This is a genomic window from Marinobacterium weihaiense, assembly GCF_019061305.1.
GTDB lineage: Bacteria > Pseudomonadota > Gammaproteobacteria > Pseudomonadales > Balneatricaceae > Marinobacterium > Marinobacterium weihaiense.
Map to the genome: position 1 here is coordinate 1 of NZ_JAHQZT010000034.1, position 26,456 is coordinate 26,456.

Annotated in this window: 25 protein-coding genes; 19 read left to right on the forward strand and 6 right to left on the reverse strand. The window is 50.8% G+C overall.

Annotated features, from left to right (window positions below; translation table 11 throughout):
• The first annotated feature begins 694 nt into the window (after positions 1–694).
• The 19 genes from KTN04_RS15385 to KTN04_RS15475 all read left to right on the forward strand — a co-directional run bounded on the left by KTN04_RS15385 (position 695) and on the right by KTN04_RS15475 (position 20,579).
• Positions 695–1,141, forward strand: coding sequence for a single-stranded DNA-binding protein (locus KTN04_RS15385; RefSeq protein ID WP_217336121.1), 447 nt, complete (start codon positions 695–697; stop codon positions 1,139–1,141).
• A 186-nt stretch (positions 1,142–1,327) separates the two neighbouring features.
• Positions 1,328–1,594, forward strand: a complete 267-nt coding sequence (locus KTN04_RS15390) for a hypothetical protein (protein WP_217336122.1) — start codon at positions 1,328–1,330, stop codon at positions 1,592–1,594.
• A gap of 62 nt (positions 1,595–1,656) precedes the next feature.
• Positions 1,657–2,652 carry a RecT family recombinase gene (locus KTN04_RS15395; RefSeq protein WP_217336123.1) on the forward strand — a complete coding sequence of 332 codons (996 nt, stop codon included), beginning with the start codon at positions 1,657–1,659 and terminating at the stop codon, positions 2,650–2,652.
• 99 nt (positions 2,653–2,751) lie between these two features.
• Positions 2,752–3,747 carry a YqaJ viral recombinase family nuclease gene (locus KTN04_RS15400; protein WP_217336124.1) on the forward strand — a complete coding sequence of 332 codons (996 nt, stop codon included), beginning with the start codon at positions 2,752–2,754 and terminating at the stop codon, positions 3,745–3,747.
• Between the two features lie 312 nt (positions 3,748–4,059).
• On the forward strand, positions 4,060–5,034 hold the full coding sequence (locus KTN04_RS15405; RefSeq protein ID WP_217336125.1) for an AAA family ATPase: 975 nt from the start codon (positions 4,060–4,062) through the stop codon (positions 5,032–5,034).
• Positions 5,031–5,786, forward strand: coding sequence for a hypothetical protein (locus tag KTN04_RS15410; protein ID WP_217336126.1), 756 nt, complete (start codon positions 5,031–5,033; stop codon positions 5,784–5,786). Before KTN04_RS15405 ends, KTN04_RS15410 begins: the two co-directional genes overlap by 4 nt.
• A gap of 78 nt (positions 5,787–5,864) precedes the next feature.
• Entirely contained in the window at positions 5,865–6,773 is a 909-nt protein-coding gene (locus KTN04_RS15415; protein ID WP_217336127.1) for a DUF3150 domain-containing protein, read from the forward strand.
• 10 nt (positions 6,774–6,783) lie between these two features.
• Positions 6,784–8,604 carry a vWA domain-containing protein gene (locus KTN04_RS15420; RefSeq protein WP_217336128.1) on the forward strand — a complete coding sequence of 607 codons (1,821 nt, stop codon included), beginning with the start codon at positions 6,784–6,786 and terminating at the stop codon, positions 8,602–8,604.
• 69 nt (positions 8,605–8,673) lie between these two features.
• Complete coding sequence (locus KTN04_RS15425; protein WP_217336129.1) at positions 8,674–9,066, forward strand: hypothetical protein; 393 nt, start codon at positions 8,674–8,676, stop codon at positions 9,064–9,066.
• 236 nt (positions 9,067–9,302) lie between these two features.
• Complete coding sequence (locus KTN04_RS15430; protein WP_217336130.1) at positions 9,303–9,776, forward strand: hypothetical protein; 474 nt, start codon at positions 9,303–9,305, stop codon at positions 9,774–9,776.
• Between the two features lie 296 nt (positions 9,777–10,072).
• Positions 10,073–11,227, forward strand: a complete 1,155-nt coding sequence (locus KTN04_RS15435; protein WP_217336131.1) for a DUF7146 domain-containing protein — start codon at positions 10,073–10,075, stop codon at positions 11,225–11,227.
• 419 nt (positions 11,228–11,646) lie between these two features.
• Entirely contained in the window at positions 11,647–12,270 is a 624-nt protein-coding gene (locus tag KTN04_RS15440) for a hypothetical protein (RefSeq protein ID WP_217336132.1), read from the forward strand.
• Between the two features lie 18 nt (positions 12,271–12,288).
• Entirely contained in the window at positions 12,289–13,038 is a 750-nt protein-coding gene (locus KTN04_RS15445; RefSeq protein WP_217336133.1) for a ComEC/Rec2 family competence protein, read from the forward strand.
• Between the two features lie 403 nt (positions 13,039–13,441).
• Positions 13,442–15,739: a ThiF family adenylyltransferase gene (locus tag KTN04_RS15450; protein ID WP_217336134.1), complete on the forward strand. Its 2,298-nt coding sequence runs from the start codon at positions 13,442–13,444 to the stop codon at positions 15,737–15,739.
• A 489-nt stretch (positions 15,740–16,228) separates the two neighbouring features.
• Entirely contained in the window at positions 16,229–17,617 is a 1,389-nt protein-coding gene (locus tag KTN04_RS15455; RefSeq protein WP_217336135.1) for an ApeA N-terminal domain 1-containing protein, read from the forward strand.
• A 122-nt stretch (positions 17,618–17,739) separates the two neighbouring features.
• Positions 17,740–18,234, forward strand: a complete 495-nt coding sequence (locus KTN04_RS15460) for a hypothetical protein (protein ID WP_217336136.1) — start codon at positions 17,740–17,742, stop codon at positions 18,232–18,234.
• 3 nt (positions 18,235–18,237) lie between these two features.
• Positions 18,238–19,311 (forward strand): ComEC/Rec2 family competence protein, encoded by a 1,074-nt coding sequence (locus KTN04_RS15465; RefSeq protein ID WP_217336137.1) that lies wholly within the window; start codon positions 18,238–18,240, stop codon positions 19,309–19,311.
• A gap of 100 nt (positions 19,312–19,411) precedes the next feature.
• On the forward strand, positions 19,412–20,194 hold the full coding sequence (locus KTN04_RS15470; RefSeq protein WP_328515994.1) for a class I SAM-dependent methyltransferase: 783 nt from the start codon (positions 19,412–19,414) through the stop codon (positions 20,192–20,194).
• Positions 20,195–20,216: 22 nt separating this feature from the next.
• Positions 20,217–20,579 carry a hypothetical protein gene (locus tag KTN04_RS15475; RefSeq protein ID WP_217336138.1) on the forward strand — a complete coding sequence of 121 codons (363 nt, stop codon included), beginning with the start codon at positions 20,217–20,219 and terminating at the stop codon, positions 20,577–20,579.
• Positions 20,580–20,714: 135 nt separating this feature from the next.
• Here KTN04_RS15475 and umuC read toward each other — a convergent pair whose 3' ends face one another.
• The 6 genes from umuC to KTN04_RS15505 all read right to left on the reverse strand — a co-directional run bounded on the left by umuC (position 20,715) and on the right by KTN04_RS15505 (position 26,229).
• Complete coding sequence (gene umuC / locus KTN04_RS15480) at positions 20,715–21,902, reverse strand: translesion error-prone DNA polymerase V subunit UmuC (protein ID WP_217336145.1); 1,188 nt, start codon at positions 21,900–21,902, stop codon at positions 20,715–20,717.
• A gap of 254 nt (positions 21,903–22,156) precedes the next feature.
• Complete coding sequence (locus KTN04_RS15485) at positions 22,157–23,032, reverse strand: EamA family transporter (protein WP_217336139.1); 876 nt, start codon at positions 23,030–23,032, stop codon at positions 22,157–22,159.
• On the reverse strand, positions 23,029–23,988 hold the full coding sequence (locus tag KTN04_RS15490) for a DMT family transporter (protein ID WP_217336140.1): 960 nt from the start codon (positions 23,986–23,988) through the stop codon (positions 23,029–23,031). Before KTN04_RS15490 ends, KTN04_RS15485 begins: the two co-directional genes overlap by 4 nt.
• Complete coding sequence (locus KTN04_RS15495) at positions 23,985–24,569, reverse strand: TetR/AcrR family transcriptional regulator (RefSeq protein ID WP_217336141.1); 585 nt, start codon at positions 24,567–24,569, stop codon at positions 23,985–23,987. Before KTN04_RS15495 ends, KTN04_RS15490 begins: the two co-directional genes overlap by 4 nt.
• Positions 24,570–24,794: 225 nt before the next feature.
• Positions 24,795–25,208 carry a TetR family transcriptional regulator gene (locus KTN04_RS15500; RefSeq protein ID WP_217336142.1) on the reverse strand — a complete coding sequence of 138 codons (414 nt, stop codon included), beginning with the start codon at positions 25,206–25,208 and terminating at the stop codon, positions 24,795–24,797.
• Entirely contained in the window at positions 25,198–26,229 is a 1,032-nt protein-coding gene (locus tag KTN04_RS15505) for a site-specific integrase (protein WP_217336143.1), read from the reverse strand. The genes KTN04_RS15500 and KTN04_RS15505 overlap by 11 nt, the downstream gene beginning before the upstream one ends.
• Positions 26,230–26,456: the final 227 nt, after the last annotated feature.

The window sequence follows — 26,456 nt, forward strand, 5'->3', positions numbered from 1 at the left end:
GTGTGCGCTCGGTTGAGTTCATGATGGATTCCTCGCGTAGGTGACGATGGAATCAGTGTGCGGCGGTCAGTGGCTGGAAAAAAGGTGCTGATTTAAGGGCGCTTACGGGCGCTGTTCAGTTCAAGAGGCAGGCAGAGCAGTGTGGTCCAGGGACTGAGCATACTGTCAATATTGGTTAAGCAGTATGTTTCTCAACTCCGAGTGTGTTGCAAATCCTGCATCGGTATACTAGATTCCACTCATATTCGCATGACTGCGAGCCAACTTTCTTGCTGTTTGATCTTCGATCAAACGCCTGAATGGCCTAAAGATCGGATCTCGCGCTAGGCCGATCTCTGCGGAGATTGAGATCCACACACCTACCAAACAGCCACCTCGGCTACTTTCTCAACGACTCGGCCAGTCGGCCACTCATACATCCACGGGCACAACTTGTTTCCTGCATGGATTGTCTGCGTCCCTTTGATATTGCAGGGATCGCACCGGAAAACTTCACGTTCTCCTCTACGGAAATGACTCTGACACTGCTCTCGGCTACCTGCTGTGCCTGATCATTGCAGCTGCTTGTTTCCCCTCATCGGTCTCTGTTCCGTGCGGTGTCATAGCCCCTGGCTTTTTAGTACATCCGTGCAGGCGATCAGTTCTGACCACCCCCTTTCAATCAAAGATGCCACAAACAACAAGGAGATCCCTTATGAATATCAACAAAGTACGTTTTGCCGGCAATATCGGCAGCATCAAATCTTCTGCTATGCCTGATGGCACTGCTGTTGCGAACCTGAGAGTCGCTGCAACCAAGCGCTTCAAAGGACGTGACGGCAGTCAGCAGGAAAAGACAACGTGGATGACCGCGACGGCCTTTGGCCGCCGTGCTGAAGTCATTTCACAGTATTTCCAAAAAGGTGACCCTATCTATGTAGAAGGGGAGCTGGATATTAACGTCTGGGAAGATGAAGCGAAGCAAAAGCGTCAATCCGTCCAGATTAATATCAGGGAATTCCACTTCGTTGGAAATCGTCAATCGGCCGCCAGCCAGCCAGCCGCCCAGCCACAAGGTGCTCCTGCGCCTGCGGGTAATGGTTTTGATGATTTCGACGACGATATCCCGTCTAGCGGGTACTTTGGCGATGAGTGTGTATGACCAACGGCTTCATATCCTTGTTGCACCACCGTAACCAAAAACCAGAGGAAACCGCATGTTTACCTTCTCTGTTTTTGGCGCTGCAGTGATACCGCTGCGGATAAACCTAACCTCAACGCCCGATGGGTAAACCAGCCCATTAGGGTGACGTTTGCTCAGAGGGCTCGTTTTTCAAAGGAGTCTCACATGAGCGAACTTAACCAAACCACTGTAGGCCATGCGCCTAGCACTTCAGATATCGACCTTGATGCCCTGTTTCGCGGTTCAAAGGTTGATGCCCTCGGAATATACCTTGCAGGTGCAGGCGTGATCCTGGAACGACTGGTCGGAGCAAAACTGGCCTATCCAGTGTATCTGCTTGCCGGCCTTGTGCTGGACTTCAGGACCAACATTCTCAAACACGGAATGCGGACCAAGAAGATCGTTCAAGCATTGAAGCAACGCATTGTGTAATCCACCTACTACAAAATGAGCCCCTACCAAGGGGCTTTATTCCAACCACGGGAGGCCCGATTATGGCTCAACAACCCACTGAGGACGTTAAGCAGTCCGACCCCGTTTTGCTGAAGATGATTGATTCGTCGATCAGTAAATTTGAAAACTCCGTGCTGGATTTTGAGAAGGAGAAAGTCTTCGCCTTTGGTGCGTTGGCCCAGAACAATCTCTTGCTCCAGTATGCCGTGAAAAACCCCACGTCGCTCAAAATGGCGATGTACAACGTTGCGTCTATTGGCTTATCGCTGAATCCAGTCACCAAGCTGGCCTACCTGGTACCTCGCCGTGTCAGTAAGGTCTCAAAGGTTGTTCTGGACATCAGCTATCAAGGCCTGATCGAAATCGCCACACAGGCGGGTGCGATCAAAGCATGTTCAGTGACACTCGTTCGCGAGAAAGATCTGGAGACGTTTGAATGGCGTGACAACTTCACCCCACCGAGGAACCCGCCCAATCCGTTCGTGAAGGACAAGGGCAACATCGTTGGTGGCTATTGCCAAGCACTGTTACCTGATGGTCGGTTCATTCTGCATGCCATGACAATCGACGAGATTGAAAAGCGGCGGGATGCGTCAGAGATGGTCAAATCCCGTGGTGTTTCCGGTCCCTGGCTGGACTGGCGAGAAGAGATGATCATGAAAACCATCGTCAAAAGTGCAGCCAAGTGGTGGCCGTCCAATGGCTCCCAAGTGCTGGCAGAAGCTCAGCGTCTTCTCAACGAAGAGAATGGCGAAGGGTTACCTCCGGAAGAGCGGATCATCAATGGCAATGTGGTTACGCCCACAGCGTCAGCCGAGTTGCCGCCTCCACCGTCACGCGATGAATTGCCTGAGAAGCTCGTGAAGTACGTTGATCGTGCGGTCGATCGTGCAGAACAGCTTGAAGCCTGGCAGACCTGTGAAGATCACCTGATTGAGAAGTTCAGTGACCTTCACCAGCGGTCCTTTGCGTTGGATCAGCTACGTAACCGACAGGCTGCGTTTGAGGAATCCAACCCGGACTCTCAAGTGGCGTAAACCAACACAACCTACAGCGTAACAACCAACCCAACGGGGAATACATGACTCCCCGTGGGGGCATTGTGTTTCCCCGCTTCAGTTTTCAGGAGAAATACAATGAAAATCATCAACCTCACCCAAGGCACTCAAGCATGGCTCGACTGGCGTGCACAGGGCGTCTCGGCCACTGATGTTCCGACCATCATGGGCAAAAACCCATACAAGACGGCGTATCAGCTTTGGCTTGAAAAGACCGGTCGGGCAAATGCCCCTGACTTGTCAAACAACCCCAATGTAAAGCGTGGTCACCGCCTGGAACCTATGGCACGTGAGTTCTGTGAAAATCGCGATGATGAAATCCTGCTGCCGGTATGCGCCGAGGATTCTGAGCTGCCCATTCTGAGAGCGTCGTTCGACGGTCTGAGTTCAAGTGGCAAGCCCTACGAATTCAAGGCCCCGAGCGATTCACGTTTCGCAGAACTTGAAAAGAAGGGTACTGCGTCTGCCACCTATGAGCTGTATGCCTGGCAGGTAAAGACCCAGTGCTTTATCGCAGATGCAAACGAGGGGATTCTGTTCTTCTACATGGAAGACGAACGCCATCTGGACTTCACGATAAAGCTCACTACGGAGGATATGGATGCTATCGACACGGCCGCACGACGGTTTTGGGATTGCGTCCAGACCGATACACCTCCACCACTCGACCCTGAGCATGATGTCTATATCCCTGCATCCGGGGAAGATCAGTTTCGCTGGGAGACCTTCTCGGAACAGTGGCTTGAAAACCAGGCGCAGATTAAAGCCCTGGAAGCAGAACTGGCACCGTTGAAGAAATCCCAGGATGAGCTGAAAAAGGCCATGTGCGAAATGATGGGGGACTTCTATACCACGGATTATGCCGGTGTGAAGGTCACACGTTTCGCTCGCCAGGGAAGCATCGATTACGCCAAGTACTTTAAAGAGCTTGGCATCGGAGCTGATGTACTTGAGCCCTATCGGAAGAAGGCGACGTGGCAAAGCCGCGTAACCGTCTCGGCAGATGAGCTACTGAACGCAGATGTGATCGGTAACGAGTCAAAGCCGGCTGATAGAGGCGGGAAGTATTTCTAACCACATGTGAGTACGGCCGCTGAATTTTAGGTGGTCGTACTCACCTTCTTCCAGCGTTCGTTTGCCAGTGTCCATGCCGGTCGTGGACAGCGGTAAGCGGATCTACCGCTCTGATTTGTATTGCCTGCCTGGTTCGCCAGCAGCAATAAAGGGTAGCAACGAGGCTAGAAGCTACAGGGGTCTGCGGACCTGCCTCACTTACTACAACAATCGAGCCAATGGCTCATTCTTCTCAACCACAATCGCCACGGGGCAAAGCATTGCCCTTGGGCGTGTTTTGTTCTGTGGCCTCTCAACCACGAGGAACAAAACATGACACTCTCAACGACGACTGACCGTAATAAAGGCCTGAGCATCGCTAAAACCTTCGGGTTGGATGGGGTGCCCGAGACCATTTTGACCACGGGTTTTGCTGAAGAACACACGCATACGCCAGTTAAAGACGATGGGTATGTGTTCCGCCGCGAAACACTCCGCGACTTGCTTGCCTACCTGGACAAGCCACGTGGAGACGGGCTGTTTTTTGCCGGGCATTACGGAACCGGTAAAACCAGCTTGCCATTGCAGGTGGCCGCACGGCTGAATTGGCCAGTGCTGTCGGCGGATGGCTCTGAGGAGTTTAACGTCGAAGACCTGATCGGCCGCCCTGACCTCCAGAACGGGAATGTCGTATTTCAATACGGCGCACTCGCGCTCGCTATGAAGTACGGATTTATCTTCATTTTCAATGAGATTGACTCCGTACCCCCCGGTCGCCTGACTGCCGTGCATGATGTCCTTGAGGGTCGTCCTCTGGTCATTCAGTCAAACGGTGGCGAAGTGATCCAACCTCATCCCAACTTCCGGTTTGTTGCAACCGGTAACAGCCTGGGATCTGGTGATACATCCGGCTTGTATCAAGGCGTAGGTGTTCTGAACATTGCGTTCATGGACCGCTTTCGTGTTGTTGCAGTCGACTACCCCGATGAAGCGATTGAAATGTCGATTCTGGAAAAGCGGACGCCTGAAATCCCGGAGTCTGTTCGCCAGAAAATGGTGAGAGTCGCCAACGAAGTGCGTCGTCTGTTTACAGGTGATTCCGGCGTGGATTCTACGCTGAGCATCACGATGTCCACCCGGGCCTTATGCCGATGGGCAGAACTGACCGTCGATTACCGCAATGCCGATAATCCGCTTGAGTACGCGCTGCGCCTGTCGCTGACAAGCAAAGCCGAGCCTGAGCAGAAAGAAGCGATTGAGGAGTTGGCACGTTCCATCTTCGGGGATGCCTGGGGAGGTTCACTATGAATCTCGCTCAACGCGCAACCATACTGCGTTTCCGTGAAGGAGACACCGATAAAGTCTGGGCTATCGTGCCCGATGTGACGGTGGGCGGGGAACACCTTGTTTCCTGGGGCCGCACACGTTGGGACGGTAAGGCTTCAGCTCCGCTTCAGAGCAAGCGAGTGAGTGGATCTGAAAATTCACGCATTCTCAAAAAGCTCAATAGCGGTTACAGCGTTTGGAACGGTGTGAAGTTTGATCTGGATAACCAACGTGTCATTCAGGCCGATGCTGAGCCTGTTTCCAAACCCATCACTAACCCATGTTTTTGGTATCTGATTGACTTTGCATTGTTTCCGGAAGAGGTGGCACTCGTGCTTCACCACATTTCCAATGGACTGCATGCGTTCGAATACCAACATGGCTATCCGGGACTCGTTGCCGAGTTCCAATCACTGCCTCTGGTTCGCAGCCTGCGGCGGGGTGAAACAATGGGACAGGTCGAATACACGGCACCGCCTATGTCGGTACTGGTGTTGTTCGCTCTGCGTCGAGCCCACCTTCTACTGGTGAAGGTAAGTGACCACAACAACAACCTGCTACCCCATCGACTGACGGGGCTGCGGGCACTTATGAGTGACGAAGGACTGTTCGGGGCGCTGCCGGAGTATTGGCAACCGCCACTGTTCCAGGCATTCGCGGCTGCGATGCAGTGCATTGATCCCGTCTTTAACCTCGCTCACATCCAATCGAATACGCCAGCGGCGTTCTTCTGATCGATCCCCCGGGGCCTATGCCCCGGACCTACCACAACAACGAGCAATTAACCTCACCAACCACTACGGAGGTCCGTTATGGATTTCATTAATGGCACGACCCTGTTCACGCTGCATATTCGCAAATGGTCAGGAAAAATCACGGCGGAAGACGCTGACTACAACCCGGCGGGTGAATTGCCCCCGGCCAAGCTGCTGGAACGTGGGCGAAAGCCGATATTTCCACCTAAAGCGCTCACCATCTTCGACACGCTGCGCAAGCAGGCTGAAAAGGCATTGCTCGCAAAAGGCGTTCGCTTCATGAAGGGCTTCGCGGTCCCGAATGAACATGTCGATGAGGTGATTAATGAGCTCAAGGACTTGGAACGCCAGTTCCATGCGGGGGTTAAAGATGTCATGGACAACTTTGACCGTCACCGTGACAACTGGATTGCCGAGAACCAAGAGTACGAATCGCTGCTCAAGCGGCTCATCCCCAAAGACACTGTTCAGGACCGATTTGAATTTGAGTTCTATGTGTCGCGGGTACAACCACTGGAAGGCCATGAGGTACCGGAAGACAAGATAGGCAACCAAGTCCTGCACGAGGTTAGCCAACTCTGCAAAGCGGAGGCAGATCGTCTGGTAGCGCGTCAGCGCATCATTGATAGCGCGGAGTTGAAAGACAAGCTTGCGCCAATGATCGAAAAGCTGGATGCCTTATCGTTTGGAAATGGCCGTGTGCTGAAGCTCCTGAGCGAGTTCAAAGCACTTGAAGCGGCGATTCCGGATGGCGAGGAGTACCAGCAAGCTGAAAGCATGCGAGCAAACGTGATTACGTTCCTGTCCACGTGCTCTAGCCTGGCCCGACTGGAAGCCGTCATCAATGGCGAGTTCTCAGTCAACTCCATGATCGCAGATGTGAACGGTAAGAGTCTTACCGATAGCAATGCGCACACCTTCAACCAACCAGCTCAAACGCTCGCCAGTGTTGGCGCGTTCTTCTAAGGGGTTACTCATGAAAACAACACTCCGCGACGCGCTGCCTATCCTGGCCAGCGCATACGGACAGCAATTCGGCGTCAAGGTCCAGATGGGCGGTACGGGCGCCTGGACCAACGGGACGACGATTCAGCTCCCGATGATCAGCAACCCAGATCTACGGGACTTGGCACTGGGCTACCTGGTGCATGAATCAGCGCATATCCGACTCACGGACTTTCACGTGTTCGGGACAACCCAGGGCATCTTTCGATCCCTGGTAAACATACTGGAAGATGTTCGCATCGAACGGTGGTTCTACGAGAACGACTACCCGGGCACGAAGCAAACGCTGCAGACTGTCTGGGATCATGTCGGCTCAAAGCCCACGCTTGAGGAAATGGTGCAAGCAGACAATGTTGCGTCACTGTTCCATAACTACCTGCTCTACCGCGTGCGGCAGGAGCAGCATGGTTTGGACTCAACCAAGCCTCACTACGAGGCTGTAAAGCAGGCGATCGAAGCCAAGTTGCCACCCGGGTTTTTCATCCGACTGGATGTGTTGCTCGATAAGCATCTTGATTCCATGGCCAGCACAACGGATGCGAAGGTATTGGCGCAAGCCATACTGGAAGCACTCAAGCATGCCGAAGAAGAGGCTAACCAGGAGAAAGATCAGCAGCAGGATCAATCCGAGAGCGACACTGGCGATAGTCAGGGGCGTTCCGGGAACGATCAGGGCAGCTCTGGCGATAGCCAGGCTGGCACTGGGGATGAACAGGGTGATTCTGCCGGCCAAGGCGGTTCTGACAACGGTCAGGATGGCTCAGGCAATGGTGGAGAGTCCAGTGACACTCAGGGACAGTCGGGTAATCAACAGGGTGGCTCGGATGCTGGTTCCGGCTCATCCACACAACCTCAGTCAGAACGTTCATCTGGTGAAGGCGATGGAGCTGGCGGCGGCTCAAAGTCACTCACTGAGCAGATCATGTCCGAGACGGATTTGCCAAGCGATGTGATGGAGGCTGTACGCCAAACGCTGGGCGATAAAGCCGAAGAAGAGTTCAAGAGCGATCCATCTGGTGTTAGCCAGGCGGCGCAACTGGACTCAGGCATCGGCCATGAAGTGCGGCAGGAGCAAGGACACTATCTGATGGGCGTAGATTCGCTCAAAGATGGGATTCTAGCCTCATCAAAGCTGCGCTCTCAGATTGTCGGGTTGCTCCAGGCACAGACACGGGCCCGCCGCTCTCATCGGGAGTATGGGTCACGTCTGGATGCAAAACGCCTCGCACGAGCGATGGCAGGCGAGCGCAGGATATGGAAGCACATGTCCAAGCGGCAAATGGTTGATACCTCCGTACACATACTGCTCGACACGAGCAGTAGCATGGGGGGCTGCCAGCCGATTGCGAACAGTGCAACTGTGTCCATGGCGTTAGCGATCAGTGCAATACCCAAGGCGGATGTGGCTGTTTCGATCTTTCCGGGCATTGGTGCAGGGGTTAGCCCCGTTACGCGCCGTAACACGCCCGTGAGGTCGAACGTAGGCCGCTTTGCAGTTCGGCCAAACGGTGGCACGCCAATGGCGGAAGGCATGTTCTATGCCGCCCGCGAGCTGAGTACCGTCACGTCCAAGCGCAAGGTGATGATCGTCATAACCGACGGCGCACCGAACGATGGAGCAAGCGTGCAGTACATCAACCGGCTTGTGGAAGGTGAGATCGATGTCTATGCGATCGGTATCCGCTCAGATGCGGTTCGCCTGTATTTCAGGAACTACGAGGTGATATCCGGCGTGAATCAGTTGCAAAGCGCACTGTTCAGCCTGGCCCAGGAGTTTTTGAAAGTCGCTTAAGTCTTTAACCCAAATGGGGGGATTGTTACTGATCCCCTCGTGGGGTCAGTGCGTCCTCCGGGAGGCACTATGGAAGCCCAGGATGATCTGTTCGAAGAGCTGCTCGACGCCTTCGAGAATGACGATATTGAACAACTGGAGCGCCACTTTGGCGGTGACGAAAATCCGGTCCCGGAAAGTCGGTCGAGCTTTGATAAGCCGGAAGTCTTTAAGGCGATCAATGAAGCGGAATACCTACGATTAGCGGATGGGCTTCTGGAGTCCACAATCCGAGAAGCCTTTGGCCAAAGCCGAGGTGGAAAGCCATTCCGTGAAAGCCGTCAGGCACTTCAGTGGTTGATGTATGACAGCCCGTTAGACGAAGGGTATCCCTTCAGTTATCGGAACTGCTGTAAAGCCGCCGGTGTTGATCCGGATGAGTTGCGCGAGCAACTGATCATGATGAAGCACCGCCTTACCTAACGACGTGCGGAGCCCCTAACGGGCTCCAGCACTTCCCCCTTACCCCAATGCTGATGACTGCCAATTCGAGTGCCGGGCACGTGTGCCGGTAGCCGAATGTGCGGTTTCTTTGTGCTGTCCGTTGGACACACATTGAGCGCCTGAACCGGTAGTGAATCGGGCAAACCCTGCGGGGTTCTACCACCAACCAAACCTTCGGGGATTTTATCCCTACTTACCAAATCACGGAGAAAACTATGTCTAAACGTGACATTGAAAAGGTCAATCGTGATCTTCCATCCACCATTAACCTCAAGACCCTTGTTGTCTTGCTCAAGATGCAGCTGCAGTTGTTCACCCGTCGAGTCGCTTGCAAGGCCAAGCGGGTTGAGAAGGTGAAGGGCAAACGGCCACCTGCTATCACTCCGCGTCTCGCGGTGGTGAGTATTTCGACAGTCACTCTGTTTGCCAGCTTTGCGCTGCAAATGGAAATTCTGTCGGTCGGTTCTGCTTGCGCCATTTGGTTTGCGATGCAGGAAACCGAGGCGGAACGGAAAGCCCGTGTCGCCGAGGATTTGGCCGAGCAGCATGCTCAGGTATACAGCGAAGAGCTGGCACGTCAGATGGCGCGCAAAGAGGCTCAGCAGCGGCACCAACAGGATGATCTGTCGGCCCGTCACTTTCGTGCGCGTCGTTCAGAGTCCAACTCGGATTCGGTGACTTATCACTGATCCATAACAAAACTTCTCGCCAATCGGCGAGTGTACACCCCGCTGGGCAATGGCCGTCCCGTGGGGGAGGTGCGTCATTGCCCCACGCATAGGAGGTTCGCAATGACGTACTTCACCACCAATGCACATGGGTCACGAGTAAAAGTCACTGTCCAAAAGCGCGGCAACCGCCTTACCAAGCGTCGGTCGCTGTTTGTTCAAGGTCAGTGGGTGCCTTTCGCACGTTCTTCTCGCCCCATTCAGATGAATCCCTAACTGGGGACGCGCATGCAGCCCAATACTAAGGAGGAAATCTTATGGGGTACAAAAAGCGCAATTCAACGCTTCTCAAGGAGCGTATGCGAGGCAAATGGCTGGCAGCGTTTTCAACGATCGCCGGCCATAAGCTCGGTCCTGCAATCGACAAGCTGGGTGACAATGTTACCTGTCCCATCGACGGTGATATTGAGGGGTTCCGGCTCTTCAAAGATGCCAACGATACCGGTGGGGGATGGAAACAGAACCAGCAGCGTGCAGGTGCTTACCCTGACGGGATCACGCTTCTCATGCACGTACTCGATCGTCCGTTCACAGAGGTGTTTGATCAGCTGGTGGAGTGGCTAGAGGGTCCCGGGCAAAAAGCCGGAAGTGCGCTTTATGATGCAAACGACCGGCCAACCCCTAACATCCCACGGCGTTCCAGGAAAAAGGCTGAAGACATGGCTGCACTTCGGGAATGGCTCAACAACATCTGGAAGCATTCAACGAATCTTCTGGATCTGCAGGCTGCGGTTGCACGCAAGTACCTGACAGAGCGGCACATCTACGATGCGGCGGTGAATGCCAGTGACGTGCGATTCAATCCATCGCTTGGGTATCGGAATTCCGAGAAAGAGTTGGTAGGCCGTTACCCGTGTATAACCGCGCTTGTTCGTGACAATCAGGGTCTGCCCGTTGCAATCCATCGAACCTTTCTCACCAAGGAGGGCAAGAAATTGCGACTGGCAGGCACGGGTCCATCGCGGAAACAAACACCCTCTGTGTCTGATACGCAAGGGCGAGTCATCTGCTTGGCAGAACCCGAATCCGGTGTCTTAGGCTTGGCTGAAGGATTAGAGACCGCGTTAGCCGTGATGCAAGGTACCGGATATCCGGTCTGGAGCTGTTTGTCAGCGTCCATGATGCCTCAGTTCGTGCCACCTGCAGGGGTGCATACGCTGATCATCTTCGTGGATGTCGATCGAAGTGGCGCCGGGCAGGAAGCGGCACAAGCGCTTAGAGAAAATCTCAGGGAGCAGGGTATCCGTGTGATTTTTCAGGTGCCGTTACTCAAGCGAGACCCGAGCCGGAAAAGCGTTGACTGGGCAGACCAGCTCGATGCAGACCTGACGACTGGCTCCAATGGTATGCAGGTTGCCAAAACAGCGTTTGTGAATGCCATGCACTTCGGTGCTGATCGAGCAGCATCATAAGGAGAGCCCTCGCACGAGGGCTTGTTCCACAACGTCCTGGGAAGGCCTGTTTCCTTCCTGGGGCTTCTAATGCTGCTGAGGAGGTTTCCTGACCAACTAGTAAGTGACGAGCGTGTGCCGAATAGCTGCATAGGTTGGTGAAATGTGAACGAGCAACAAGGCCGCTTTGCGCACATAGCGGACGTTAGATTGTGTTTGGGGCACCTCAGGGGCAATTTTTGATTAACATTAACCTTACAGAAAAGCATGTTTTGCTGTTGTAAATTTGTGCTATCACCCCAATATGATCTTTATGCTTGAGGATCAGGTATCGAAGTTACAGGCCTATGCTCTGGATCATTTCATTGCCGCTTATCGGCTAGCCCCCATCCAAAAGCACGTAAGCTAACACGGCTGCGTGCTGTTTCAGCGAGGAGCTTATGGCTACTGATTTGAAACAAGACAATAAAAAAAGCATATTCTTGCTGTTATCGGCCGTGATTATAGTATGCGGTTTGATCCAATCCGGATTGGACACTCTAACGATGTGGACTGATCTGCTTATCACTGGGACTCTTAGCCCTGTTATTGCTGCTTCCGCCTTGGTTCTGACTAACCTCCTACCCGCTAGCGCCAAACACAAGGTTGTCTTTACACGCTTGGTGGATGAAATGCCTGGTTCAAGGGTCGATCGGTTATGCCGCAAAGATTCTCGTTTGGTTTATAGCGACTTAGTTGCTAGATGGCCTGAGATCTTCAGTGATGACGCACCGCCCGATGCGCGTAATGCGATGTGGTACAGAAACATATATAAACCTGTGCAGGATGTAGATTCTGTACTTCAATCTCATCGGTGGTTTCTGCTCTACCGAGATACATTGTCAGGGCTAATTTCTATCACTTTATTGATTGGCCTATGGGACGCTTTGGGGAACCCTTCTCTACTAGGAGAAATCAAACCACTCGTATACGGAGCACTTGCTGGATGTTCTCTGATCGTGCTGATTGCTGCTCGTAACATGGGTAACCGTTTTGTCGTCAATGCTGTCGCTGCAGCCCTCTAAATACAAGGAAGTAACCTTATGTCCTCAAAGATCACCTTCTTTCCCGTAGACAACGGCGACATGACACTAATTCAGATCTGTAACCCGTTAAGATCGACCATCCTGATTGACTGTAATATCCGCGTTGCTGCGGACAATAAGAGTGATTCCACTCCCGATGTTGCCAAAGCTCTTCGAGAGCAACTGAATGTCGACGGTGATGGCCGCCCATATGTTGATGTAATGCTTTTGAGTCACCCTGACAAAGACCATTGCTCCGGATTTGAAAGGCACTTTTGGGTAGGGCCTTTATCTGACTATGCCGATGACGATAAGGAGCAAGGTGAAAAACGTATTATTATTCGCCAGATATGGTCTTCACCAATGGTTTTTCGGCGGGCAAATAGGAAAGAGCCACTTTGCAGTGATGCAAAGGTCTTTAAAGCAGAAGCCAGGAGGCGCGTCAGAGTGAACCAGGAGAATGGCTGTTCTGCTCTCGATGGTGATCGGATTCTAATTTTAGGTGAGGACCAGGATGGCAAAACCGATAGTCTTGGCCCAATACTTATCAAAGAGGGTGAATCCTTCAACGGTATTAATGGTCAGAGCAGTGATTTTCTAACCAGTCACTTGTTGGCACCAATGGCACCACAAGATGATGAGAAAGAAGAAGAGCTCTCAAGGAATGACTCCAGTGTCATCATAAACTTCGATATGGCCGCTTCTCAGGAAAATACAACACAGAGAAGCCGATTCCTGACAGGTGGTGATGCAGGTGTCTCTATCTGAGAACGTGTACGGGATAATTACTCAGATGACCAGCTTCAATATGATCTACTTCAGGCTCCACATCACTGTTCGTGGCGATCATTATCCCATGACAGCTGGTCAGACTGTGGGGAGGGTGCAGAGGTTTCTGAGAATGCACGGTCGGCCTTAGCTCAAGCCAATTCTGATGCCTTTATTGTATCCAGTAGTAAGCCAGTAAAAGCAAACGATAGTGATCCGCCTTGTACCCGTGCGAAACGTGAATATCAGGATATTTTGGGCTCGAGTGGCATATTTAAGTGCACGGGAGAAGTGCCGAACACCAAAAGCCCAAAACCTATGGTTTTTGAAACAACACAATCTGGATTTAAAGTTGTAGCTACCACCACAGTTGTTACTTCAGCAACACCGCCGAGGGCGGGCTATGCCCTCTAATTTTTTATTTTGGGGAGAGGTTATAGATCAATCGCTACTGAAATCATTACCAGGTGCGTTTTTAAGCATGCTTGAGGCATGCGAAGAGGACCCTCACTGCGATCTGATTGAAGTACGCGTTATCGAGGAAAATCATCATGCGATAATTATCAATGCTGCTGATGGGACCTTTGACAGTGTCAATAAGGCTGGAATTCGGCGGGTAGAGCGTCTGGCAATCGGGTATAACCCAAATAGGCTCATTCCATGGGAAGTCAGGGCGTTAAGATCTGATTTTCCGCGGACAATGCATCAAAACTTGGTCTATCCGGGAGAGCCAGCGTCTCTTTGTTTGTATGCTGAAGAATGGGCGGCGGTGGAGCGTACTTGGACACCGCAGGATCTCTTACAAAAGATGTTTTGGTGGTTACGAGAAACAGCTCAAGGAACACTGCATAGAGTTGATCAACCACTTGAGCAACTCTTTTTCAATTGCTATGAGTCCTTTGTGTTACCCGAGGATCACATGGACAAGATTCAGGATAATGAACTGAGTCTTGTTTTTAGATCGGGGGGGCAATCTAGAAACCGAAAAACCTACATTGCACATTACATCAGTGCAGCAGAGGCAAATAATCAGGAACTTCCGCTAGTTATAACTCTACCAATTGTCCTTCAGCCAATTGAACATGGAATAATTGAAACTACCCCTCGTACTTTGGCCGATTTAGTCAGCAAGGTTGAAGCTAGAGGTGCTGAGTTTATCGGTCCTCTTCGGGAATCCATTAATGATTTCGTTTCATCGACAGGCCTACGAATTCCCTCTGGAACTGAGCAAATGGTTCTATTGCTTGTTTGTGTACAACTTGCACGGGATGGTCAGGTCGAAAAGACGCAAATGCATGGATTTGTCACCTCAACCCACTTTGGCCATTTTGGAGAAACTCTAAATACACTTTGTAATCTACCAGAGAGTGATGAATGGTATAGAAACCCATTGGCGTTGCCTGATGTTGACCCTGAACGGCTGGAAGACATTAGTATTGTGCCAGTAGAAGTTAAATTTATGCCATCCCGTCAGAATATGCGAGGTTACTCAGGAGTAGGTGAAGAAGGGGCATTGATTAAAGGTGTATTAGCTGGCGCAGGGGCGCTTGGCAGCGCTGTGGGGAGCCTCTGGGCACGCGAGTGTTGGGGGGAGTGGGAGTTCGTCGATGATGATCATATACAACCGCACAATCTAGCGCGCCATATAGCGTATGCACAAGATATAGGCTTTCCAAAGGCCCAGATATTGAGTGTCCGGTCGGCGTTACATCTCAGCGTAGAGCCAGAAAAGACTCCACCGGCCCATGAAACGAAAATGTGCGCAAATCGAGAATGGACGCTATCACTTATTCAAGATAAAGACCTAGTAGTTGATGCAACTACTACCCTCAGCGTACCACGTGATCTCTCTGTGCTAGATGATAGCCCGCGAGTAGCGAGTATTTTCCTAACCCCATCTGGCATTTCCTCGGTGATGTTGTTGGAAGATAGTGAGAGAAATATCAGATACCTGTCACTTGAAGCTCAGTACTACCGTGCCATCATTATGAACTCAGAGTGGGGGGCTAACCACCTCAACGAAAATCAAAGCCGGTATTTAGTCGGCGCAGGGTGCCGGGATATTTCAGTTGCTATCTCATATGAATTGATCACCCTTCATGCTGGCATTCTTGCTCGTCAGGTAAGGAAATCTGTAACCCAAGAGCAAGCCAAGATATGCATTTGGGAATACGATAGTACAAGTGGTGGAGTTAGCGCACACACAGTTCCAGTCGCGCAGACCGTTTCGGTAGCGGTCGGCGAATGGAAAGTTGAGTGGGATGCCCAAATAGAGCAGTCACTCCAAGAAATGAGAGTAGCTAGCTTGCCTAATGAAACCGGTGGAGTTGTGCTCGGAATGGTTGATCAAAAATTAAAAACGCTATCCGTGGTGTTGGCTTTACCAGCCCCCAAGGATAGCGATGCATCGGAGACAGGCTTCAGTCGTGGCACCGCTAATGTTGAAGACATATTAACCGAGTGCGAAAGGAGAACTGGTCGAATAGTAAGGCATATTGGCGAATGGCACTCTCATCCAAACGGCTTTAGTGCAACTCCTAGTGTTGCCGATCAAGAACAGGTCGTGTATTTAAAGGACCTGATGCATAGTGAGGGGCTGCCAGCAATTCTAATAATCGCCGCGGAAGATACTATCAGCGTTACAATAGATACCAACACGAGCCAGTTGTCGTGGGGTTTTCCGCAAGAAGTGAGCCTGTAAATTGTGCCAGTGTCACATTTAGGGCTAACGTCTGCTTTGGGCCATCACCTAGTGTTCTGGCTACCTGGACACTTGCCGAAGCACTAGGTAGCCCCTTCGCGCACATTGCAGACCTTCGCAGGAATCAGCTGGTCGATCCGTGCACCACTTGGTCGGTGGACAAGCTGATCTGAGTTTCTGTGATTTCATACAGTGTATTGAAGGCCAAGTGCCGATGTTGCTTGCTTTGTCGCTTCGCGATGCTCATTTGTAACTGGTAACAGGCGGGAAAATCGTTCAGTATCAGGAAACTATGGTCTTGCCGTTGCTGGATAACACGCACGGCAAAGCTGCAAAACGCGCATGCTCATTTTCACCGGAAGAGAATGGCAGTGATATTTTGATTTATCATTTCTCTTCAAGTAATTAGATTACCTATTCCAGTCTTCGGCTGTGAGCATAAACACGCATGCGCAATATTAAAAATGTTAGATTTCACAAGGATACCGCGTGAGAATTGAAGAAGAATGGAAAAAGTCCGGTTACTTCTGGCTTCCTCAAAACGAAGACAAAAAAATCCCAGGAACCTTATCTATTCTAGATGGTGGTAAAATTGAGCTTGAAGTGGTTGGCCTATTTGACGACAGTATTGAAGCCCTTAATGGGAATGATGACCTTGACAGGATTATAGGTCACGTAGAAAAAGATGGTCTCGTTACACTAGAGGACTGTTTCTACAGAACGAAAAATATTGCATTTGGCGGTATAAGCAAATCACTTGTCCATGTCCATAAAGTCATCAGTGGAGTTGCTTACGATAAAGCTGAAGCTGTCACATTCAATGCAGTTTCTTTTGTGGTAGAAGGGATTAATGAGTGGGTGGCGATAACCGGAATAAATATTGCCCGTAGCAGTGATTATAAAACAGCGACTATAAGTTACACTCCTCAGGAAGAAATAGTTTACAACCTACAAGCAGGATTTAAACTGCACATCCTTTTTGGATACACGCTTCCGGGGTCTCCTATCACAACAGAAGCTAGGATAACACAACAAACGTACTTCAAGTTATCCTCTGAAAATGCCAAGGATTTCTCAGAGTTTAGACAGGTTATACATCAAATTACGTACTTGCTTGGTTTTGCCATTGACTCTACAGTCACGATTAGTGACGTATCTGCGACATCAAATGAAATAGTCAGGGAAATTTCAGAGGGAAAAAAAAGGCCTTTAAGTATAAAGCTATACTACCCCAGCCTGCCATTCTCAGATAGTGCACCAAAAATCGACATACATAGAATGCTATTTCGTTTTTCGGATATTCGTGAAAATGCTGAACATGTATTTAACAAATGGCTTAGTACATATTCAGTAATACGACCATCTCTTGGATTGTATTTCTCCGCAGTATCAGGAGACCACAAATATCTGGATGGAAAATTTCTAGCACTTGCACAAGCTCTAGAGACGTATCATAGAAGAACGTCCAATGAGACTTTGAGGGATGAGTCGGAGTTTAGGTTAATGGTGGCATCGCTTCTATGGAGTTGTCCAAAGCAAGATAGAAAATGGTTGCGAGGGCGATTATATCACGGCAATGAAATTAACCTTGGTCAAAGAATTAAAAGGATTATTGAGCCTTACAAGTCTTACCTCGGAAATTCAAAGCAGCGAAATAAGTTTATCCGAGGCGTAGTCAACACCAGAAATTACCTCACACACTACAGTGAGGAGCTTGAAAAAGACTCAGTGAAAGGCTCCGATCTATGGGGACTATGCCAAAAAATGGAAGCTGTTTTTCAGCTTCATCTTCTACAGCAGCTTGGGTTTGAAAAGTCTGATATTCAAAAAATTCTTAATAATAACTACAAGCTAAAGCAGAAGTTTGATGAAATCTAACAAGTCAATAAGCTACGCGCTTTCGGCGCCGGACAGCTTACACTGCGCTTCGCTCCGTTCCAGCTGCCGGTTATTGAAGCGTGAGGCATCCGGGTGAGTCGTGAATAGGAAGAGATAATAAGATGAAAGATTTACTAGAAAAGCTTTCTTCATACAATATTTTCAACTATCTCTTGCCAGGGGTGGTTTTTGTTGCAATGTCTAAGTCATTAACAAAATACAACTTTGCCCAAGAGGATATTGTCATTGGTGTTTTTCTTTATTACTTCATTGGGTTAGTGATTAGCAGGATCGGCTCTATAGTAATTGAGCCGATCCTTAAATGGATGAAATTTGTTAGATTTTCTGAATATAGAGATTATGTTGATGCATCGAGTAAAGACAAACTTATAGAGGTTCTTTCGGAAGCCAACAACATGTACAGAACTTTCTTGTCTTTGTTTGTATCACTTTCTTTGTTAAAGGTTTTTGAAATTTTGTCTGAGCGTTATCAGTGCTTGAGCTTTATCTCTTCAGAAATCACTATTTTAGGCTTGCTGATTCTGTTTGCTTTCTCATATAGGAAGCAAACTGATTACATTACAAAACGCGTTGATAGAGTAAAAAAAAAGGAATAAGTCATGTCTGATTTTTTCGAAATAGATTTTTTAGATGTTGAATCCAAAAAGAGCGGAGATGCAATACCTCTTAGATACTCAATTGACGGTGTTACGAGAATTCATGTGACTGATGGGGGGTTCCAAGCCACTGGAGATTTAGTGGTGAAGCATATAAACAAATATTACGGAGCTCCCAAATATATAGATGCTGTAATAGTAACGCATCCCGACGGCGATCATGCTGGTGGACTCAGAAAACTGTTTGATGAATACGAGATCGGTGAATTATGGATGCTGCGTCCTTGGTTATATGCTGACGAGCTAATTGATAGATTTAGCCGCTTCACGTCGTCAGATAACTTTGCTAAAAGGTTGAAAGAGATATATCCAAACCTAGCTACTTTAGAACAGCTAGCAAAGGAGCATGGGGTAAAGATTTCAGAGCCGTTTCAGGGGGCGAAAATAGGAGAGTTTAGTGTTTTGGCTCCATCTAAACCTAGATACTTAGATCTTGTTGTAGAGTCGGAAAAAACTCCTGAAGCAACAAAGGCAGAGGAACAGACATTAGCCGAAGCTGCCGGGCAGCTTATTAAAAAAGCTATTAATTTCATTAAGTCAGCGTGGGGTGACGAGTATTTTCCGGAGGGTGATACAAGCCCTGAAAACAACATGAGCGTAATACAATATGCTTGCTTATGTGATAAAAAAGTACTCCTTACTGGTGATGCTGGAAGAGCAGCATTAGAAGAAGCCGCTGATTTTGCTCCAAATGTTGGTTTGGTACTTCCTGGAATTGATCGAATGCAGGTTCCTCATCATGGTTCAAGACATAATGTGTCGACAGAAGTATTGGATAGGTGGCTCGGAACCAAGCATGACGTACAGCCTGAATCGGAGAGCTTTACCGCGATAGTGAGCGCCGCAAAAGAAGATAAAGACCACCCACGAAAGTCTGTTGTTCGAGCCTTTATTCATAGAGGTGCGAAGGTAATATCAACTGAGGGAAGTGACAAGCGAACTGGCCACAATGCGCCTGACCGTGAAGGTTGGGTTGCCGTAACTCCCATACCATATCCTGAAGATCAAGAAGATTGATTTACGTTCATGCCATACAAGGCGCTGCTGTCGGACAAATTTTCCGCTGCGCTACAAATTTGCCGCAGAGCGGGGCGTTTAGATAACTTTGGAGAGGACAGTGCAGGAATCTGATTACTTCGAGATGAACCGCGCAGGTTGGGACAGACGTGCAGCCGCCCATTTCGATTCTAATTTTTATGACTTGCCGGGCTTTCTGGCGGGTGAAACCTCTCTTCGTGAAATCGAATTGGCAGAGCTTGGTGATGTGAGCGGTAAGTCTTTACTGCACCTCCAGTGTCACTTTGGCATGGACACACTGTCATGGGCTCGTAAGGGAGCAATTTGCACTGGCGTTGATCTATCGCCGGTTGCCATCCAGAAGGCCCGGGAGCTGGCTCAGGAACTCAAGTTGAACTCAGAGTTCGTGTGTACTGACGTCTATTCTTTCCAGCGTTCAGGCCCAGACCCATACGACATCGTGTTTACTTCATATGGCGCAATCTGTTGGCTGCCAGATCTAAACCGATGGGCTGAGGTTGTCGCTTCAAATCTTGCAGTTGGTGGCCGCTTTTATATTGCCGAATTTCATCCTATTTGTGATCTTTTAGCGGGATATTCATATTTCACCCAAATGCAACCTGATGTGGATGAAGAAGGTACGTACACAGAAAACGGCGAAGGTGCGATAGCCAAGTTGGCAACTTGGGCGCATCCAATGTCCAGCGTTATAAACGCATTGCTGAATGTTGGCATTCAGATTGAGCGTGCAAGCGAGTTTCCGTTCAGTCCATACAACTGTTTCGAGGGCATGGTTGAGCGTGAGCCGGGTCGATTCTACCTGAGCCATAAGGGAAATGATGTTCCAATTGTCTACAGCATCACTGGGCGAAAAGTCGCCTAACAAGTTATAAGCCTAGAGATATATGAAAACTCCGAAAGAAAAACTAGCAGACGACCTAGGCGCGAATGGTTGGTATCTTGAAGTCGAGATTGTCGAAGATCTTGATTGGTGGGCAGATGAAATATGGGAAATGAGATCGACTTGGTCGCCAGAGGGTGTTCCTGCATATATTACTTTCCTCGTTGATCCACAGCATCAGGGTGCAAGAAAAAAAGGGCAGGCCGTTTGGGGGGTAGGTAATTCACCAAAGCTTCCCGCCACGTTGGAAGAAGCTCAATGTAACGGTGTTGTATCACTAAACGATATATTCAAAAACAAAGCTGAAGAATTCATGCACAGCTTTGAAACTTTGAGGTCAGGTGCCATAAATGACATCGGCTTATAACAAGCGGCTGCATTTCGTTCCGGCCTGCGGCCTCCACCGAACTCGCTACGCCCGCCGATGAGTCGGGCGTTGATGTCCGCTATGGGCCAGAAGAGGTTCTAAGCCTCGTTACAACTCTCATTATGTCGTGTGGCGTTACCGAACTGCAGGAATCTCGGCCCAGCGCGTTGTGTATGCTGGCGATAGGCGCTCCCGTTTCATTGTCCAAGCCTTCTGAGTACCTTGGCTGGCCAGGAAAATCTTGCCTTTGCCGCTGTTGTTGATCTGATCTATCACGGACATTAACGCTTTGGCGTTTGGCCGGTGTTTGGCTTCATTGAAAAGGCTTGGTTGGTATACCCCCGGTTCGTATAAGTCTGAGAGCATCACACCGGCCTTCATATACCGGTACCCATCCCGCCATGCAGCTTTCAAGAGTCTCATGGCAGCTTCGACCAAGTCGCGTGTGTCATCCGTTGGGAAGGGTAGTTCTGCGCTTAATGATGGCTTGTATTGCAGCTCTGCCGGATTGAATCCATTCGTGCGCATGAAGAGCGTGATCATCTTGGCACTTCGATTTTCACCCCTGAGTTTTTCCGCGGCTCGCGACGTGTACTGGCAGATCGCCTCACGCATCTCACTATACATGGTGATTCGCTTGCCGAACGATCGGCTGCAGATGATCTGCTGCTTTGTGGGTGTCACCTCTTCAAGCGACAAGCAGGACTCACCATTGAGTTCTCTGACGGTGCGTTCTACCACGACAGAGTAATGCCGGCGGATCTGTTTGGGATGGGTATTTGCCAAATCCAACACGGTTTTTATGCCGTCTGCCTGTAGGCGTTGGGTAAGGCGACGACCGATACCCCACACTTCATCGATGGGCAGTAACGACATGAGTTTACGCTGGCGCACTTGACTGGTTAGATCCACGATGCCCCCAGTAGCACGGTATTTTTTGGCTGCATGGTTGGCGAGCTTGGCGAGGGTTTTGGTGGGTGCGATGCCAACGCAGACGGTGATGCCTGTCCACTGTTGCACGGTCTCCCTGACTTGGAGACCGAAAGCCTCAAGCTCAATGGCATTGGCAACGCCGGTTAGATCCATAAAGGATTCATCGATTGAGTAGACTTCTACTCTGGGTGCCAGCTCTTCCAGAATACTCATGACCCTGCCGCTGATATCGGCATAGAGCGCGTAGTTGGAAGAGAACACCTCAATGTTGTGTCGGCGCACCAAATCCTGAATTTGGAACAAAGGGGTGCCCATTTTGATGCCGATCGCTTTGGCTTCTTGTGACCTCGCTACAACGCAGCCATCGTTGTATCTGAATTGTCCTAACAGTTAGTAAAATATAAGCTAATGATTTATATGGCATTTATATCGCTAACATTTTTTATGTATTTTTGGTTTGAAGCGAGTTGTCTCTAGTGGATTGCACCGTATTCAGAGCGGCTGCACCACTAGCTTTGGGGGGCGCTCTTCTACTTGCGGCACACTCGTGTAACAGCTCCGGCCCAGCAAAGCCTTACAGGTCCAGCGCGTCGAATAAGTCATGAGCTAAGCGACATAGTCGCTATATCATTTGAATGGCGCCGTTACGCACTTCGATATGTCCGGCCCTTAGCAACAACGTTGCCTGCGGAGGCGCAGACGATGCAGAGAATCGCTATCCACTGCGTCCGGCTCAACTGTTCATCCAGAATGACGAAGCCAATCAAAGCTGCAACAGCTGGCGAGGCGCTTAATGCCAACCCAAACACATGGCTCGGTAGGGTGCGTAATGCACGCATTTCCAGTGAATACGGCACCACGCTAGAAAGAATCGCTACCGCAAGTCCAATCAGCAAGACAGTAGGCGTGAACAGCGCAGCACCGGTATGTGCGAGCCCTACCGGTATCGTGAAGGTGGATGCAATCAGTAGACCCCAAGCAACCGAATCTCCCCCAGGCATAGCGGAAGCTCTTTTCCCAAACAGAATATAGAGCGCCCAACAGAGCGCGGCGCCTACTGCATAGAGTACCCCCAGTGGATCGAGGCCCGCTTCAGCTGCATCGATTGGGGCCAATAGGGCCAAGCCGATTATTGCTAGCGCGACCCATGCAAAGTCACGGGGGCGACGTGAGCCTATCAATGCGACCATGAGCGGCCCGGTGACTTCGATAGCGATAGCGATACCAATAGGAATGCGTGCTATCGCATGGTAGATCGCCAAATTCATTGCGCCCAAGCCCAGTCCATAACCGAGAAGGGTCGGCAGCTGTCTCCGGTCAGGCCAGCGCCGCCACGGACGCCACCACGCTGCCAGCAACAATGCGGAAAGTCCGATCCGCAAGGCTGTGACACCTTCAGCCCCAACCGACGGAAACAAGCCCTTCGCTGCCGCAGCACCAATGTACTGCGACAGTAGAGAAATGAGCACAAGCAACAGTGGCAGCGAAGCTGATTCAGTCGAAGCAGTGCGGTCACTCATTGGCTAGGTGTTCGCGCTGTTGCTGCTACGCGCTGGCGTATCTGTTTCGGCCCAGGCCAATCAACCGGAGCCGTGATGATTATCAGACATGCGACCACTAGGCCCATTCCCACCCAGCCCATAGCGCTGAGCTTCTCACCGACAATAATAATCGCCAACGCAGCGGCAACAATAGGTTCGAAGAGGGTAATGGTAGTAGCAGTGCTTGCCGGCACCCGCGCAAGACCGTGGCCGAAGCAGAGATAACCGAAGAACATCGGAACCAGCGCCATGTACAAGCCCACAGAAGCATTACTCCATGAAGCCAAGAGCGGGGCGCCAGTAACGAACAGCACTGGCATCAGTAACAATCCACCAATGCCGAAGGTCGCGCCCATCGAGACACGGGAAGCAATGCCACGCTGCATCAACCGGCGCGCTGTCCACGAATACAAAGCATAAGTCAGTCCGGCTAAGAGGCCCAGCAAAACACCTTGAACGACCTGCCCCCCAGCACTGCCTGCGGCGTGGCCAGCACTCTCGGTCAAACAGAGCAACACCATACCTGCTAACCCAAGCGCGGCGCCTAACACCCAGCGTACAGTGAGCCTCAGCCCCTCCAGACGATACTCGATGAGCGCCGACAACAAGGGAGCTGAACCGATGGATACGACCGTTCCGATAGCAACCCCCGCGAGTCGCATGGACGCGTAGAAAGCAAGGGGATAGATGGCCACTGCCGCAGCGCCCAACAACAGCAAAGGCAACTGTTTCCGCAATTGTTCCTGGGACTGGCGAATGCCCTTTGCAGCCAGTAACGCTTGCAGCAGCCCACCGCCACCCATCGCGACTGCTCCAATCGCTACCGCGCTTACTTCTGGAGCAAAGGTCGCTGCCGTCCCTGTCGTGCCCCACAGAATTGCAGCTATCAGCACCGCCAGGCTGCCGATCAAACGTTCTCTGACAGTGGCGTTCACAAGCCCTCCAGCATCTGAACGGCAATCGATTTGGCCTGACGTACGGATTCACTGTTCCGTTCAAGCCCGGCTCTCACCATCGCGCCTTCCAACAAGAAAGCCAAGTGCTTGGCCACCTGGGCGGCGTGCGCCGAGTCATTGCCACCACACTCGCCGACGTGTTTTGCCAACAGCGCTTCAACTTCCTCCTTATGCTGCCTGACGACTTGGCGACCAGGATCGTCAGCTCCGAGTTCGGCAGCCGCGTTCAGCAGGCCACAGCCACGAAACCCACGCTCGTAGGCGTGCTCGGCGTGATCTTCATAGGCTAGGAAGATGGCTAATACGCTCTCTTTCGGCGTCTTCGCCTGGCTCAGGCGCTCAGCGTATAGCCCCAGCCACTCAGCGTGTCTGGCTTCGAGATAAGCGGCTACCAGCTCGGCTTTCGATGCAAAATTGTTATAGAGACTCTTCTTGGCTACACCGGCTCTTTTCACAATGGCATCGATACCAGTTCCGGCGATGCCATCGTTATAAAACAAAACAGAGGCGGCGTTGAGCAGGCGCTCATGGGCGCTTTGCGGATGGTCTGATTTAGTCATAACGGCCTGGGATTAATTAGTAGGTAGCCCAGTCTACCTACTGACACCCATTTTAGCAATCCTGCTACCGGCAGGGCCTCGAAGCATCCGGGGCAGCTCCGATACAGAATGATCAGGTCGAATGACCGGGCCGTGTCTGGCGAGCTCAGAATAAGGGCAGGAAGCGCGAGATGCTCGGTCCGTCTGGTCAATTCCCTTAGGCCTAATCTGGACTGGTGGAGAGTGCTATTTCCCTGGCTTCGGGGGCAAAGCAACAAGCTTCCCGTTGGAGACCGCTTTCATCTCAGCTATTTCGAACAGCAGACGCTGGTTTACAGAAGCGACACGAGCAAGGTCAGCCAAAAGTTTCTCGTTTTCGATACGAAGCGCTCTGTTTTTCTCCTTCTCCCTCATCAGCGCTTGGTGCTTTAAATCACGCTGGGCGCGCACGGACTTACCCGTGAGGGTGCGAATCCGCTCTGCTACCGCTGGGTACGTATTATGAATGAGGCCGGGCGTAACACCGGCTATTCGGGCAACCGCCGCAATGGAAAGCTTTTCGTTGCCTGCGACAAGGCCATCGATGACTTTGTTGAGTGCATCAAGAGTCTTCGACCGCGAACGGGCTCCGGCATGTTCTCGCGAGGGTTCAATCTTCATCGACAGCCTCGTCCATCTCCTCGTTTGCGGGCGAAAGACCAAGGCTAGTGAGCACACCGCGTGCGACCCGCAAATCGCGCTCAGCTCTTTGCCTCACGGCAGGACCAGCGTCTATGATTTTGATTAACTCCTGCTGTTGACTGTAAATGTCCTGCCAGGTGCCGGCAAAAAACTCGTCGATCACCGAGTTTTTGCAACCTGGACACCGCGTGGCCTCGTAAAGACCAGCACCTCCACAACCACGCTCTATTGCGATGCACCAACCGTGTCCAGTCCCACGAATATTCGCGTGTGGGGCAGTCTGGGCCAGCAAAGCGGTTCTATCCTTGATTGGAATTGCCCTCAATTCGGCAATTTTTTCTCCTGCCCCGCCCGCCAATGGTTGATCGTCTAGCCATGACTCAATAAGGTCAACTTTAAACTCCGTCATCTGTTGTAAGATTTCGTCGAAAAGAGTCAGATCCTGCTGCGGATTGGAAGCATAAAGTTGGGTCATGCTCATACTGCTGTGCTTGAATTGCCATTTCAGCCAGATCAGTGAGGTACGCCCCATGCGAGATTCAACAAAACACCTTGCATAGGTACGTCGGCATTGATGCGTTCTGAGAGGCCAGTCGCTTCCAGCTGCTTTAGCAATGCTGTCAAATGCGAGATTGGACCCAGCCCCACTTAGAGCCTCGACATGTCTCTGTTTGAGCTTGCCGCGTTTGGCGTGACGTCCAAGAAACAGCTTTTGCGAATCTTTCCGAGCTTTTTCAAGCCTCAGAAAGTGCTCGGCAGGGTTGCTAGGATGCCTGATTCGTGTGAGAGCCCTTATCTCCTGCTCAAGCTCTTTTCTTATAGTAACTGAGTATCTGGCCAAGAGGTCAAGAGCGTCCAGTGTCAACTCTGGTACAAGATACTCTACAAGACCTTTTCCAGTTTTATGCTCAATGGTAGAGACCCAGCAGAATAGAACACCATTGTTGTATTCTCTGCGCCAGGCACCTACTTCAATTCCTATAGCTTCGTCATTACGCATACCGCTTGTGATTGAAACAATGTACAGAACTGCATTTCGAATACGAGTGGACAATCTGTCATCGCTAGGATGATATCCGATTCCGCTGACCGCCAACTCAGCGCGGGCCTCCTTAATGACGTTTTCACAATAGAGGTTGAGGATTTACCCAACTGGCCCGGTTTGAAAACGGTCGGAATGGCGACGCGCTACAGCCTCAGCAAAGAGGGACAGGAGATGCTGGAGCA